Raw genomic sequence first — 16,423 nt, forward strand, 5'->3', positions numbered from 1 at the left:
ATAGAGGTGATAAAGGAAAAGCAGGGAAATTAGAAATGAAAAAGTAAATACAAATGCAGGGCTTACAGCTTAAGGCTTACAGCTTAAGGCTTATAGCTGTATTTGTATTCGCTTGCGGCTTGCGGCTTGCAGCTTGCAGCTGTATTTGTATTCGCTTACAGCTTAAGGCTTACAGCTTATAGCTGTATTTGTATTCGCTTACAGCTTAAGGCTTACAGCTTATAGCTGTATTTGTATTCGCTTGCGGCTGTATTTTAACGATCAAAATCTCATATGAACCGAACAAGAATAATATTACTCGTAATCTTTCTTATATCCCAAACAGGCATCTCCCTTGCCCAGGATCCCGTATGGACCGAAACCGCTCCCGGCGTTTGGAAAGCGACCGCAGGTGTGCCTGAAAATTACGACCTCCTGAAAGCATCGGGAGCAACGCCCAACCGGACGGCCATGTCGGCCATTGCGCCATCGGCGTTCCCGTTATCGCAGGCGGATATTTCGATAAAAGTAGTAGATGGAAAAACCTATTTGCGTTTCCCCCTGCAAAAAGAAGAGCAGTTGTTTGGGTTCGGACTGAACTTTCAAACCGTTCACCAGCGGGGAAAGATCCTGCAGTTGCATGTTGATCATTATGGCGGTAAAGACAATGGCAGAACGCATGCTCCTACACCGTTTTATGTGTCGTCGAAAGGATATGGCGTTTTTATCAATTCGGCCCGGTACCTGACAGTATATGCAGGCACGGGCGTTCGCACTGCCAGTACGAACCCGCCGGTTGCCAAAGACCGCAATACCGATAAAACATGGAGCGCACGCCCTTACTCCGATGCGGTGGAAATACTGGTGCCGGCTGCCGGCGTGGAAGTATACGTATTCGGCGGCCCCACACCGTTAGATGCGGTACGGCGGTTCAACCTGTTCAATGGCGGTGGTTGTTTGCCCCCGCGTTGGGGGCTGGGTTTTACACAACGGGTAAAATCATTGTACACGGCGGAAGAAGTTAAGAAGGAAGTGAAGGATTTCCGTGAAAAAGGGTTCCCGCTCGATTATATTGGTTTGGAACCCGGCTGGCAAAGCAAAAGTTATCCCTGTACCTTTTCGTGGGACAGCCTGCGCTATCCTGATGCGGGTGGTTTTGTGCAGGAGCTGCTGAAAGAGCATATTCGTGTAAATCTCTGGACGAATCCCTATGTATCACCTGATGCACCATTCTATAAATCGATTATTCCGTACAGCGGTTCGCATACGGTGTGGAATGGACTGGTGCCCGATCTTACGCTGGAGCCGGCGCGTAAATTATTTTTTGATCAGTTACAGAAAGACCAGGTTGCCAAAGGCGTAAGCGGGTACAAGATCGATGAAGTGGATGGCTACGATCATTACCTGTGGCCCGATGTAGCCAGCTTCCCCTCAGGTATACCCGCAGAACAAATGCGGCAGACCTATGGCCTGCTGGTGCAGCGGTATAGCGAATCCATCTTCCATCTGCAGAATAAAAGAACGTTCGGACTGGTGCGGGCATCAAATGGAGGCGGCACTTCTTTCCCCTACGTTATTTACAACGATTATTATAACCATGAAGATTTTATAACCGCGCTTATCAACAGTGGTTTTGCCGGTGTGTTATGGACGCCGGAGGTGCGGGCGAGTAAAACCGGTGAGGAATGGCTGCGGCGTTTTCAGACTGTCGTATTTTCTCCAATGGCCATGATCAATGCCTGGGCCAGCGGAACCAAACCCTGGTCGTACAACGATGTGGCCGAACCTATAAAACAGCTGGCATTGTTACGCATGCAAATGTTGCCCTACTGGTATAGCGCTTTTGCCCGCTATCATTTTGAAGGCATTCCGCCTTTCAGGGCCATGAACCTCGAAGAAGGATTTGTGCAGGAAACGAAAAAGGAAAAAGGCAATGCCAACCTCGAGGAGAATCCTTATGCCGAAGCGGTGTCGAAAGAGATCAAAGATCAATACATGGCCGGTGATTATTTGCTGGTGGCGCCTTTGTTTGCCGGTCAGCAAACACGCAAAGTAGTGCTGCCTAAAGGCCGTTGGTACGATTTCTATACCGGCGCCTTTGCCGGCGACGGCCAGGTAATAACGGTTACCCCAGGCCTGGAAAAAATTCCCGTGTATGTAAAGGACGGCGGCATCATTCCCATGATGAAACCCATGCTGCATGCACCTGTTGCCGGCGAGAAGGTTGACCTTACCGTTCGTTATTATGGCGAAAAGCCCGGGAAGTACATGTTGTATGACGATGATGGTGAAACCTACAATTACGAAAAAGGCGAATACAGCTGGCGGGAAATTAAAGTGGAGAAAGATAGAACGGGGAAGTGGAAAGGAAGCATTTCGCCGGCTGTAAAAGGCAAGCCGAATACGGTGGGGAATGTAGTATTTGAATTCATGACGAAGTAGGAAAGTTGATAAGTTAACAGAGTTGATAAAGGGGAGGGCCGGGGAGGGGCCAACCCACATAAAATAGAATGTATGCAATATAGAAAAATATTCATCTGCTGGCTGCTCTTAGCCATTCTCACCAATGGCCTGCATTCATTTGATGTGGCAGGTACAAAAGAAGCACAGACCGGCAGGTACAAAGCAGAAGTGCTAAAAACGTTGCGCAGGCTGATCCTGCAGGAAGCAGGCTGGGCCATGCAGCAGCAAGCGGTTACGGTAACCACACAATCTTCTCCCCGAAGCGCCGGTGGCAAACATGATTTTTTTTCAGAAGGCGATTACTGGTGGCCCAACCCACAGTCGGCCGATAGTGCATACGTGCAACGGGATGGCATGACCAACCCCGAGAATTTCGTGGCGCACCGCCATGCAATGATCCGGTTAAGCCAGGTCGTTGGTGCGCTGGCATCGGCTTACATGGTTACCGGCGATGAAAAATATGTAGCGCAGGCCCTGAAGCATTGCAAAGCCTGGTTTGTTGATACGGCCACGTTGATGAATCCCAACCTGCAATATGCGCAGGCGATCAAAGGCCGGTTCACCGGACGCGGTATTGGTATTATCGATACCATACAGCTGATGGAAGTAGTACAGGGACTGCTGGTAATGGAAAATGCCAAAAACATGGACCGCCAGGCAATGGAAGCTATCAGGGGTTGGTTCGAACAATACCTGCAATGGCTTACGACTCACCAGTACGGGAAAGATGAAATGAATGCAGCGAATAATCATGGTACCTGCTGGGTAATGCAAACTGCCGCTTTTGCGAAATTCACCGGGAATGAGAAGTTGATGCAGTTTTGTAGCGACAGGTACAAAAATGTGTTATTGCCGAACCAGATGGCTGCCGATGGCAGTTTCCCCCAGGAGCTGCGCAGAACAAAACCCTATGGTTATTCGATCTTCAATCTCGATGCCATGACAACTATTTGCCAGATCCTTTCTACCAAAGAAGATAACCTGTGGCGCTATGCAACCCCCGATGGACGGAACATCCAAAAAGGAATAGCATACCTGTACCCGTTCATAGCCGATAAAAGCAAATGGCCAAAGCAACCCGATGTTATGTATTGGGAGAACTGGCCGGTAGCGCAGCCCTTCCTTGTCTTCGGTGCCAATGCCTATGATAAAAAAGAATGGCTGAAAACCTGGAAAACATTAGAGCATGCGCCTAAGGTGGAAGAAGTGATCAGGAATTTGCCGGTACGGCATCCGTTGATATGGCTTTAAAGTTAATCGGTTGTTCCGTTATTGAGTTTTTAAGTTGAATATTTATAAAGGCGCTGATGCGCCCGTGTGCTACAGCCATTAATAACGAGTCCCTAACTGAATAACTGAACAACTGAATAAACTGAACAACTAAAAAAATATGACGCAAAAGATCCTTTTTATTCTAATAAGCTCCTTCATAACCCTGAGTGCCACCGCTCAAACAAACGGCGACGAAGACAGGGAAATGTTCAACCGCGGCCGCGAACGTGATAAGAAAGCTATCGATGAAGCGGTAAACGGCTGGTGGACCGCCTCCATGAAAGATCATGACGAACGTATTCAGTGGTGGCAGCAAGCGCGGTTTGGCATGTTCATTCACTGGGGAATTTATTCTTTACCCGGTGGGGAGTGGAAAGGAAAAAAAGTAGATGGGTATGCAGAGCACCTGATGCGAAAGGAAAAAATTACGCGGGCCGATTACCTTACATTGGCGCATGCGTTCAATCCTGTGCTGTTTGATGCAGATGCCTGGGCGCGGCAGGCAAAAGAAGCCGGTATGAAGTATATGATCATTACGTCGAAACATCACGATGGTTTTGCGATGTATGATTCCAGGATCGGCGATTTCAATATCGTTCAGCAAACGCCTTATAAACGTGATCCTATGGCGGCGCTTTCGGCTGCCTGTAGTAAATATGGAATTAAGTTTGGGTTCTATTATTCGCATGCCTTCGACTGGGAGCATCCCGATGCCCCGGGCAACGATTGGGAGTATAACAATCCCGGTGGCGATAAACAATTACATGGCGGCATCAACTGGTTCAACCTGCATCCTGAGTTGTTGCCAAAAGCACAAAAGTATGTTAATGAAAAAGCGATCCCGCAGATAAAAGAGCTGCTGGTAAAATACCATCCTGATATTTTATGGTTCGATACGCCTTCCAAACTCCCCCTCGCTGAAAATATCCGCATTCTGAAAGCCATACGCGAAACCGACAAAAACGTAGTGGTGAACGGCCGGCTGGCAAGAAATTCGGACATAAGTTTTGGCGATTATAAAAATACGGCCGATCGTCCGCTCGAGTTTTTCCCGGTGACCGGTGATTGGGAGGCCATTCCCACAACAAACGAATCGTATGGCTATCATAAATTCGATAACAGTCATAAACCGGTAAGCGCCTTTGTTCATTTGCTGGCGAAGGCAGCCTCACGCGGCGGGAATTTACTGATGAATATCGGGCCGAAAGGTGATGGCGCATTCGATAGCAGGGACCAGGCGATCTTACAGGGCATAGGGGCCTGGATGCAAAAGAACGGCGAAAGTATTTATGGTACGGTGGCCGGTCCGCTTCCGTTGCAAAGCTGGGGGGTATCAACCCTGAAAGGGAATAAGCTGTATCTGCATGTATTCAACTGGCCTGCCAATGGTAAATTGTATGTAGGCGGCCTGAAAAGTGATGCCGGTAAAGTATACCTGTTGACGACAAAGAAGACATTAACGACACGCCGCCTGAACGAAAACGACCTCGAGATCGATCTGCCGGCGCAAATGCCCGATACCATGAACACGGTAATAGCGTTAGAATTAAATGGCGCATTGAAAACGGATGGCGTACGGGTGCTGGCGCCTGATATGCAACAGCACCGCCTGCTGGCTTTCGATGCGCAGTTACACGGTGAACATTTTAGTTATGGCGATGGGAAAGCAGGGAAGTATTATGTGCAGCATTGGAGATCGGATAACCAGTGGTTAAGCTGGACGTTCCGTACAACCCAACCGGTAACATTTACCGTCAATATGAAATACCTAGCAGGCGAAGGAAACGGGGGAACATTCCGGTTGCAAACCGGGGCTTTTTCAAAAGAGATAAAAATAAGCGGCATCGGGTCAGATACAAAAGTCAACTCCGAAGAAATTGCTACGATAACCTTACCTGCCGGAACGCATGAATTGACCATTAAACCCGTTTCTATCGAAAAAGGGGAGTTGATGAAATTGCTGGAATTGCAATTACAGGCTAAATAAACTGTAAACTGCCAACTATGAACTGTGAACTATGAACTGTGAACTGTGAACTGTAAACTAAATATAGGATGAATAAAAAGTTATACTGTGCATTTGCTTTATTGATTGCGGGTTTTATGGCTGAAGCGCAGCCGGTAAAAACAGCCGCTGTATTTGCCGATGCGGAAAAGCAAACGAAAGTAATGCTGACCAATGTAGCCGAAGCAAGAGAAAGCAAACCCGAACTGGTGGCCCCGCGTACCCTCGAAAACGGGCAACTGAAAATGGTTGCGTCCAAAGACTGGACCAGCGGTTTTTTCGCCGGTGAATTGTGGATGTTGTATGATTTCACCAAAAAGCCAGAATGGAAAACCAAGGCGGAAACCTATACCGCATTGATAGAAAAAGAGAAGTTCAACGGCGGTACGCATGACATGGGTTTCAAAGTGTATTGCAGTTATGGTACCGGTTACAATATAACAAAAGATGCTGCATATAAAGAGGTGATCATTCAATCGGCCAGAACATTGTCGACCCGATTTAACCCCAAGGTAGGTTGTATCCGCAGCTGGGACCATCATAAAGAACAGTGGCCTTACCCGGTTATTATCGATAATATGATGAACCTCGAGTTGTTGTTTGCGGCAACCAGGCTCACCGGTGATTCTTCATTTTATAAGATAGCGGTAAGCCACGCAAACACCACCATGAAAAATCATTTCCGGCCCGATTACAGTTCGTATCATGTAGTGGATTATGATACCGCAACCGGTAAAGTGGTAAAGAAAAATACACACCAGGGTTTTGCCGATGAATCGGCCTGGTCGCGCGGACAGGCATGGGCTTTATATGGGTATACCATGTGTTATCGCGAAACCAGAAACAAAGCGTACCTGCAGCAGGCGGAGAATGTGGCAAAGTATATCCTTAATCATCCAAATTTACCGGCAGATAAAATACCATACTGGGATTTCAATGCACCGGCTATTCCCAACGAACCACGCGATGTTTCTGCAGGAGCGGTAATAGCCTCCGGTTTACTGGAGCTGGCTAAATACAGCAAAAACAAAAAAGAATACCTGCCGGTTGCCAATACCATGCTGCAAAGTATTACCAATACTTACCGTTCGCCGATAGGGGAGAATAAGGGTTTCCTGCTGTTACACAGCACCGGTTCAAAACCATCGAACAGCGAAGTGGATGTGCCGCTCAATTATGCGGATTATTATTACCTGGAAGCGTTGTTAAGGCAGAAGCGGAAGTAGATCTAAAGATTTCGGATTTAGGGATTTTGAGATTTTGAGATTTTTCAGAAGGCTGAGCTAATTGAAATCTCTAAATCTCAAAATCAGAAATTGCCATCTTATTCAGGAATTAAAAAACAAGGAGGAAGCATATAAGAAACCACATACATTAACCAACCAAATTAAAACCTGTTCCATGTTAATCAAAACGATTGCTGCTATGCCGGGTGCACAACATGCATGCTGGCGAAGGATCTTTCATGTCCCATTTATTTCCACCTTACTCTCATTTCTTATTTTATCCCTTACCACAACCGCACAAACGCCGCTGATCTCCCTCCAAAATGGCCAGCTGGTGTATAACAAATACGCCAATGCGCGCCAGACAAATGTGGTAAACCAGGTACCTGATTTTTCCAACTGTGGTTACCGCGGTGGCGGTGTAAAGCTGCCCGATGTACCGGTTGTTAAAACCATTACAGCGGTACAGGGCAATTGCCGGGCGCTTATACAAAATGCCATCGACAGCGTATCGGCATTGCCGGCAGATGTCAATGGCCGGCGCGGCGCCATCCTGTTAAAAGCTGGTGTATATGTGGTTGACAGTTCAATAAGCATCAGAACGGGCGGTGTCATTTTACGGGGCGAGGGCAACGGCCTTACAGGCACGGTGCTGATCGCTGTCTGGAACGCACAGCATAACTTTATCATCGTGCAGGGCGCAGGCAGCGGTTATGGCGAAATAAGCGGAAGCCGGGTACATATTGCCGATGCCTATGTGCCTACCGGTACAAAAACCATTACCGTTCCTGCCGGGCATAGCTTTGTTGCAGGTAGTAACGTCGTTATTCAGCGAACACCCAACGAGGCCTGGATCGATACGCTCAATATGCGCCAGTATGGCTGGACAACCACACAATACCGCACCACGTTCGAACGGCAGGTAGTGGCGGTGCAGGGGAATACGCTTACGTTGAATATTCCCATCGTTGATCCTATTGAACAGGCATATGGCGGTGCAGACATTTACAGGTCGAACGTAGCCGGCCGTATAACCGAATGCGGTATAGAAAATATGCGGTTGGAATCGGATTTCATCAGCGATAACAGCGAAGATCACGGCTGGGTGGCTATTTATATGGCGCGGGTAGAGAACAGCTGGGTAAGAAATGTAATTGCAAAATATTTCGGTAATACCTGTGTAAGCATCCTCGGCAATTCGCGGTTCAATACGGTAGAAGACTGCGCCATGATAGATCCCAAATCTATAACAACGGGCGGCAGAAAGTATTCCTTTAATATGGATGGCTATGCCACCGGTAATTTATTTCAGCGATGTATGACCTGGGGTGGGCGCCACGATTATGTAAGCGGCGCCCGGGTAACCGGACCCAACGTATTTCTTGATTGCATTTCCGAGAATACGTTTGATGATATTGGGCCGCACCACCGCTGGAGCACCGGATTGTTGTTTGATAATATTTATGGCGGGCGCATGCGCGTGCAGAACCGTGGCGCTTCGGGAACCGGCCATGGCTGGGCCGGTGCGCAAACCATGTTCTGGAATTGCCGCTCGGTAAAAAGTGATTTTAAAGTGGAGAGCCCGCCCACTGCCCGCAACTGGGGCATAGGTTGTATCGGGTTGGTGCAGGTAGGCGCCGGTTACTGGGAAAGCTGGGGTACGCATGTATTGCCGCGCAGTTTGTATTTGCAACAGCTGGAAGAAAGAATGGGAACACAGGCTGTGCAGGACATTGCCACGCCGCAGCAATTACAGAATCAGCTACGCGACACGTTACGTGCAAGGGCCATCCGTATAGCCGGCGAACCGCGGGTGTCGTTTGGCACAGTGCCGGGCACTTCATTCGATCTTACAGATAATGGCGGCGCCATTACTGCCCAGTATCCCAATACGTCGAACCCCAATGAAGATGTACCAAGGTTGATCGATAACAATAGCCAGACAAAATATTACCGCAGCGGCCGCACGAATTTATGGGTGCAGTATCAGTCAACGACTGCGGCTATTGTTACGTATTATACCATTACATCGGCCAATGATGTTCCCACCCGTGACCCGAAGAACTGGACGTTATCCGGTTCCAATGACGGTACGAACTGGACGGCGCTGGATACCCGCAACGATGAAGTATTTGCCACGCGGTTTTTAAAAAAAACTTACCTCATCAATAACAATACTACAGCTTATAGTTATTACCGGCTCACTATTACAGCCAATAACGGACATACCGGTACGCAGTTCGCAGAGTGGGAACTGTTCGAAAGGCGGCAGCAAACGATCGCGCTCGCTGAAATACCGGAACAAACCTATGGAGATGATCCTTTTGAGCTGGTGGCAAGCGCCAGTTCTGGGTTACCTGTTGTTGCGGAATTGGTTTCCGGTCCCGGTATATTGGCCGATTCGGTAGTGACCATTACCGGTGCGGGTGTAATTACGCTTCGTTTCACACAGGCGGGGGACGACAGGTACTTTCCTGTTGTGCTTGAAAAACAGGTGATCGTGCATAAGGCGCAGCAGGCGATAATATTCGGGGCTATAGCGCCGAAGTTAAAATATGAACAGGTAACGCTGGCATCCACATCCACCTCGGGTTTGCCGGTTGAATTTACGGTTGTATCAGGACCGGGGAGTATAATAAACAATACATTGAAGTTAACCGGTGAGGGATTGGTAACCGTGCAGGCGGCGCAGCCGGGAAATGAAAATTACGAGCCTGGTGAGCCGGTATTGCAAACGGTGCTGGTGCTGGGGCTTCAATCGGTAACAAATGAATTTTTGTTGCGGGTGTTTCCCAATCCAACCCGCGGAATGTTCACGGCACGTATTATGCCGGTAAAAGGGCGGCACTATGTGTTTACGGTTTTTGATAGTAAGGGAAGTATTGCCGGTTTGGGTACGATTTCTGCGGAAAGCACTATGAGGGATGTGCAGTTTGATTTAAGCAACAAACCGAATGGGTATTATTTTTTGCATGTAACGGATGGGAAGTATAAAGTGGTGCGGATAGTGGTGAAGTACTGAGGGGGGAACGCTTGAATGAATGTAGTCCTGCTCATAATATGGGCAGGACTTTTTACTTTATACAAGTCCTCCCATCAATATTTAAAATTTTCATGTTTCAATTGATTTATTACAATTTTTGGTCGACTCGTCTAATAAATAATCCGTTGAATTGGTTTAACTCTAATAAAAATACAGATATTGCTTTCGTTTTAATAATTTGATAATAGCCTACTGTGCTTCATTCCGGATAAATTTGTTGCAAATTGTAAAATCACTCATTATTTTATAAAATTGTGTGTGTATTTTGCCTTTAGAACTGTTTTTGCCCACAAGTAGCATCACAAATTTCATCAACCTTATCATGCAGGGGATGCTGTATTCGGATAGCCTGGGAACAAAGTAAAAGACCTTACCCGGTTATTACATTATCCTTCAAATAGTTAGACCTTACAGTTGAGTTGTAATTTAATATTCATTATATAGTAATGTTTGATGAAACCGGCCCGTTATTCTGATGATAAGCTGATAAAGCAATTTAACAGGGGAGACCGCCAGGCGCTCACCAGCGTATACGATATGTGGTTTTCCAACATATGTTATTTTGCCTACAAGGTTACCGGGGATATGGCCGAAGCCGAAGATATTACTGTTACGACAATGGAGGCCTTGTTAAGCAGGCACGCGCTTTTTGAAACCATGGCGAATGTGAAGGCCTTTCTGTATATAACTGCCAGGAATAAGTGCTTGAAGTATCTTCAGTCTGCGCAAAAACAAAAAACAACCCATCAGGAGTTGTCAGTAATACAGGGAGAATCCGAAGAGTATATTCTTGCGCAAATGGTAAAAGCGGAGATGATGAAAGAGATCTATAATGAAATAGAAAATCTGCCTGCCAATAGAAAAGATGTGTTTAAGTTATTTTATATTGAAGGTTTGGAAGTAAGCGAGATCGCTGAAAAATTGAAAATGACCCCCGGAGCTGTAAGCACGGCCAAATCCCGGGCCCTCGATCAGTTGCGCAATATCATCTACGAAAAAAAGCTCCTTCCTGCAATAGGTTTGATCCTCGTTATTAAAGAGATGTTTTTTTAATTCCTCAAATAATTTCCGGTTACGTTATTGTTAAGTCCATTGTTTTGAACAGGGACTTTGTTGCATTACAGGTAATGGATTTTCTGTTTTCCACATTTTTAAAAAAAGTTACTGTTTTAGTGTAAGGTTGAATACGGATTAGGGTTTCTATGTAAAGAAGGGTGATCAATAGCCCGGGTATAGAGATATTTCAATTCATTGTTAAAAACAAGGTATATAGTGCATGTCTGAAAAAGCAGATGATATTATTTTGATTGAAAAAGTAGAAGAGATCGCTTCGCTTTTGCATAGGTATTTAAAGGAAGAAATATCTCCCGAAGAGCGCGTTCGCCTCGATGCGTGGGTAAACCAGTCTGCAGCCAACAGATCGCTTTTTCTTGAGGTATCGAATAAAGCTGCAATCAGTTCAGAGGTGAAAGATTATTACCATCTGCTTCAACAAATAGAAGCGATCCGCAAACGACATACTGACAACCGGGCCAGGGTTATTGACATGTTTTCAAAAAAAACTGTATGGCCCCGGTATGTAGCGGCAGCGTCTGTTATTTTATTTATTACCATCGGCGCATACTTTTACTTTGGTAAAGAACAACCCCGTCAGGTGGCTACTACTTCAGCCACAACACCTGCTGCTGCAAAGGACATTCTGCCCGCCGGCGACAAAGCCGTACTCACATTGGCAAACGGTTCGCAGATAGAATTAAATACCGCTGATAATGGGGTGATTGCCCGGGAGGGGAAAACCACCATTAATAAAAACCAGGATGGCCGGTTAGAATACAATTCCTCCACAACTGACAACGCAGCATTGGCATATAATATGGTTACTACTCCCCGGGGTGGCAAATACCAGTTGGTACTGCCCGATGGAAGCAAGGTGTGGTTGAATGCCGCCTCTTCGCTTCGTTTTCCTGTTGCCTTTACGGGTAGTGAAAGAAGAGTTGAATTAACGGGGGAAGCTTATTTTGAAATTGCTTCTTCGGTGATGAAGTCGACAGAAGGACAAAAAAAACGACCTTTTATTGTGAGTGTAAATGGAAGTGAAGTAGAGGTATTGGGCACACATTTTAATATAAATGCGTATCGCGAAGAGTTAACAATGCGAACAACGCTGCTGGAGGGAAGTGTAAAGGTTACTCCATCTGGTAGCAAAGGGGCAACCATTTTACAACCCGGTCAACAGGCTATTATAAGCTCAGCAGAAAATGAGCTAAACGTAATTGACAAAGAAAACCCCGGAATGGCCATAGCCTGGATCAGGGGAAAATTTGCATTTGAAAGTACAAGCTTCAAGAGTTTGATGCAGGACCTTTCCAGGTGGTATGATGTGCAGATAGAATACGAAGGTGACATTCCCACCAAGACCATTACAGGAGAGGTGGACAGAACAATACCGCTATCGGAATTACTTTCCATGCTGGAGCAGATGGCAGACTTTCGGTTTAAGATAGAGGGCCGCAGCGTTAAAGTTTCAGCCAGGTAAAAGATCAGCTTTCCAACATCCTTTTTGAGAATCCATAACAATTAGTTCATCCGGTTAGTATAAAGCTATAAGTCGATTCATTTGTTTCTATAATAGTTTTATCCGTACGCTAGTAGGTGATTTTAAGAAATTGATGCTACAACTGCCTAAGGGCAACTAAGCCTTATCCGTTGAAGAGTACGGATAACTCTTCGAATAAGGTTAAACCATCCTGACAAACATTAGTTGCTGCCACGATTGAAAAAAGTCCATTCCATTAGCCAAGTCCGCCAGTAGTTAACCTGGTAATAATGCATTCATTTGCCGAAGCCCTGGTGTACGCAAATGAAAAAGCCGGAGTGTTGGAGCACTACCGGCCTGCTAAACAGGTTAACAAAAATTGGAGTTGTTGTTTTAATTTTTAATTAACCTAAAACTAAGCAAAACTATGCAAGTTTTTGCACAGGGCAAAGTCTGCCCCGACGCTAAAGGGAGCAAGACCAACCCACGACCGCTTAACAGGACTGCAACTAAAATTATGCGGATTATGAAACTAACTGTGCTATTATTGACAGTAGCTTTTCTGCAGGTAAATGCAAATGGTTATTCACAAACCATCACTTATTCCGGTAAAAACGTTCCACTCGAAAAGATCTTCACTGTTATCAAGGAACAGGCAGGATTTGGCTTTATTTATTTCGATGAGCAGTTGGAGGGAGCCAAAAAGGTTACCATCAATGTAAAAAATGCCACTGTAGAAAATGTACTGGCTATCTGTATGAAAGATCAGCCATATGACTATACCATTAAGGCAAAGACGATATTTATTATCAACAGGCAAAAGAAAGAGACAGCAGATATCAAGGTCTCCGCCGAACAACAAAAAGGTAAAAGGATAAATATAAGTGGCCGGGTAACCGGCGAGCAGGGCGAGCCTGTTGCAGGCGCAACCATAACCGTTAAAGGAACGGATGTCGCCACGTCAACAAATGACAAGGGTGTGTTTTATTTAAATGATGTGGATGAAGATGCGGTGTTGGTGGTGACTTACATCAGTTACCAGGTGCAGGAGGTGGCGTTGAGGGGGAGAAGTAATTTGGATGTGAAGTTGAAGATTGGTGGTAATGATTTGGATGAGGCGATGGTGGTGGCGTATAATACGACTTCAAAAAGGATGAATACGGGCGCGGTGAGTGTGGTGAAGGCAGAACAAATACAAACATTGCCTAACCGTTCTTTTGACAGAAGTTTACAGGGATTAGTGCCAGGATTGTTGGTGACACCAGGAAATGGTCAGCCAGGTGCAGGTGTATCAAATTTCGTGTTAAGGGGAATTGCGACGGCGGCAAGTACCGAGGGGGCTTCAATAGCCAGAAACCCGCTAATTGTAATTGATGGAGTGCCGGTATCTCAGGAAGTTACACAGCTATACACGGATGGGAACATCCGTCCTATCAGTAACCCATTGGCGCAACTGAATCCATCAGATATTGCCACTATTACCGTTTTGAAAGATGCATCTGCTGTTGCGTTATATGGTGCAAGAGCCAGTAACGGAGTTATTCTGGTAACCACAAAAAAAGGAAAAGGGAAAACTACAATTAACTTTCGCCATCAGACAGATTTTGCATCGCGAATAAAACCTAAATACGATGTATTAAACCAGAACCAATACCTGGAGTTGTTATTTGAAACTTATAGAAATTCGGGATACAGCAATGAAGATTCTATAAGAAGTGAGTTATACAAAATATATCCTTACCAGGTTTATAATAGTGGTGATACGAGCTTTTACCCGGCTGCCAACTGGGATGATGCCATATACAGGAATAACGCTACAACCATTTCAAATGAACTCTCCATATCCGGAGGAACAGAGAACACCAATTACTATCTGAACCTGGAATATACCAAGCAGGATGGAATTGTTAAAGGGTCTGGCTTTGACCGTAAGTCTTTTAGGTTCAATTTTGAGAATCAACTTGCAAAATGGTTTAAAGCCGGTACGAACACAGCACTGTCATACTCGATTCAAAACTATGCCGGCCCGGCCCGGAACAGCCTCTACATGGGTTTGTTGGCTCGAATGTCACCTCTGGTTCCTGTAAGGCTGAACGACGGAAATTATTACATGAACTACAGAGAGGATGGGGCCGATATTGCTAATCCGGCAGCTTCTGCTGAATATAATACAAACCGAAACAGGTCTTTCCGGGGGCTGTCAAAAGTGTATGGCGAGATCAATTTTCTAAAAGCATTCAGCTTTACCTCGACTTTGGGTATTGATTATATGCAAAGTGAAATAAAGGAAAAAGGAGACCCTCGTTTGTTTCATTCAAGCAATTCAGGCGTACAACCAGGAAGTGCTAATGCGGGCATAATTGAAGAGCTCGATGGAAGGACGAGTAACATGATCAACAATAATATTCTCAGATTTAAGTCCTTTTTCAACCGTAAACATACGCTCGATCTTTTGGTTGGTCAGGAAGCGCAAATATTATCGCGTAAAAATCTTTCTGTAGCCGTTAATGGTTTACAGTTCCCTTATTACGATGAGATAAGCAGTCCAGGCGTTAAAGAGTTAAGAAGGGGTGGCTCGTCTTTTAAAGAGACATTATTGTCATATTTCGGCCAGGCAAACTATGCTTTTGATGGTAAATACTTCCTGTCTGGAAGTATAAGAAGAGACGGGTCGTCCAGGTTTGGTGAAGACAGGAAATTTGGCACTTACTGGTCTATGGGGGCAGGCTGGATTGTCACTCAGGAGTCCTTTATGAAGAATTTGCCCTTCTTAAATTTCTTGAAATTACGTGGTAGTATCGGAGAAGCTGGAAATGCAGCAGCCATTGATGCCTACACCCGTTTTGACCGGTTGAATGTCGGAAATTATATGGGGGGTATTTCAATATCTAGTGGCAGGACGCCAGGCAATCCGGATATACAATGGGAGAACACATTTACCTGGGATGCGGGGGTTGAGGGAAGGCTTTGGAAGGAGAGAATCGGATTTACGTTGGATTTTTATAAAAGAAAAACGAATAAACTGGTTTACCTGACCGAACTGGCGCAAAGCACAGGTTACGTCGAAGTGCTATCCAATATTGGTAAGATGGAGAACAGAGGCGTTGAGCTATCTGTCTCCGTGGATGTCGTAAAATCCAGCTCTATAGTTTGGAATATTAGGGGGAACTGGAGCACCAACATGAATAAACTTACCGAAGCATCGGTACCATTACAAACTTTAAGCAAGGTTGTTAACAAGGTAGGAGAACCTTTTAATTCTTTCTATATGGTACGTTGGGCAGGCGTGGATCCGGCGGATGGCATGCCTCAATGGTTAGACTCATTAGGAAAAATAACTAAGACATACAATTTTTTACGTGACAGGGTGCTGGTTGGTAAGCCACAGCCTGATGGCTTTGGATCGGTTTCCACGAGCTTTTCTTACAGGAACTTTGAATTATCCGCCATGTTTTATTATCAGTATGGATACCAAATTTACCTGGACGAAAACAGGACCTTGATTAACGACGGCAGTTCACCTTTTATTAATCAATCAACTGCCGCTTTAGATCGGTGGCAAAAACCAGGAGATAACGCTGCTGCACCAAAAAGAACGCTGAATAATTTTAGTGGTCTGCAACAATCAACTCGCTTTTTAGTCGATGGAGATCATATTCGGTTTCAAAATTTATCTATTGCCTACACGGTTCCAAAAGGTTTAACAAACGGTATCGGATTAAACTTTGTTAGGATTTACGTTCAGGGAAATAACATTGCTTTATGGTCAAAGTATGATGGTAACGATCCTGCTAATATCAATGCAGATGGAAATGCAGAGTTTGCTTATCCAAATCAGAAATCTTTTTCCGTAGGTGTAAATGTGAATTTTTAGAATAAATTTTCTTTCCTCAAAATCA

The 16,423-nt window shown here is 45.5% G+C and carries 8 protein-coding genes; all 8 read left to right on the forward strand.

The window, feature by feature from the left end; translation table 11 throughout:
• Window positions 1-273: 273 nt before the first annotated feature.
• The 8 genes from A4R26_RS05280 (at window position 274) to A4R26_RS05315 (ending at window position 16,398) form a co-directional block, all read left to right on the forward strand.
• Window positions 274-2,421, forward strand: coding sequence for a glycoside hydrolase family 31 protein (locus tag A4R26_RS05280; protein ID WP_081161690.1), 2,148 nt, complete (start codon window positions 274-276; stop codon window positions 2,419-2,421).
• 72 nt (window positions 2,422-2,493) lie between these two features.
• Window positions 2,494-3,693 (forward strand): alginate lyase family protein, encoded by a 1,200-nt coding sequence (locus A4R26_RS05285; RefSeq protein WP_081161693.1) that lies wholly within the window; start codon window positions 2,494-2,496, stop codon window positions 3,691-3,693.
• Window positions 3,694-3,832: 139 nt separating this feature from the next.
• Entirely contained in the window at window positions 3,833-5,701 is a 1,869-nt protein-coding gene (locus tag A4R26_RS05290; RefSeq protein WP_081161695.1) for an alpha-L-fucosidase, read from the forward strand.
• 68 nt (window positions 5,702-5,769) lie between these two features.
• Window positions 5,770-6,945, forward strand: coding sequence for a glycoside hydrolase family 88 protein (locus A4R26_RS05295; RefSeq protein WP_081161698.1), 1,176 nt, complete (start codon window positions 5,770-5,772; stop codon window positions 6,943-6,945).
• Between the two features lie 175 nt (window positions 6,946-7,120).
• Window positions 7,121-9,967 (forward strand): T9SS type A sorting domain-containing protein, encoded by a 2,847-nt coding sequence (locus A4R26_RS05300; RefSeq protein WP_081161701.1) that lies wholly within the window; start codon window positions 7,121-7,123, stop codon window positions 9,965-9,967.
• A 474-nt stretch (window positions 9,968-10,441) separates the two neighbouring features.
• Window positions 10,442-11,041 (forward strand): RNA polymerase sigma factor, encoded by a 600-nt coding sequence (locus A4R26_RS05305; RefSeq protein WP_081161704.1) that lies wholly within the window; start codon window positions 10,442-10,444, stop codon window positions 11,039-11,041.
• A gap of 223 nt (window positions 11,042-11,264) precedes the next feature.
• On the forward strand, window positions 11,265-12,524 hold the full coding sequence (locus A4R26_RS05310; protein ID WP_081161707.1) for a FecR family protein: 1,260 nt from the start codon (window positions 11,265-11,267) through the stop codon (window positions 12,522-12,524).
• Window positions 12,525-12,951: 427 nt separating this feature from the next.
• Window positions 12,952-16,398, forward strand: coding sequence for a SusC/RagA family TonB-linked outer membrane protein (locus tag A4R26_RS05315; protein WP_081161710.1), 3,447 nt, complete (start codon window positions 12,952-12,954; stop codon window positions 16,396-16,398).
• Window positions 16,399-16,423: the final 25 nt, after the last annotated feature.

The organism is Niastella populi (genome assembly GCF_002078015.1).
GTDB lineage: Bacteria > Bacteroidota > Bacteroidia > Chitinophagales > Chitinophagaceae > Niastella > Niastella populi.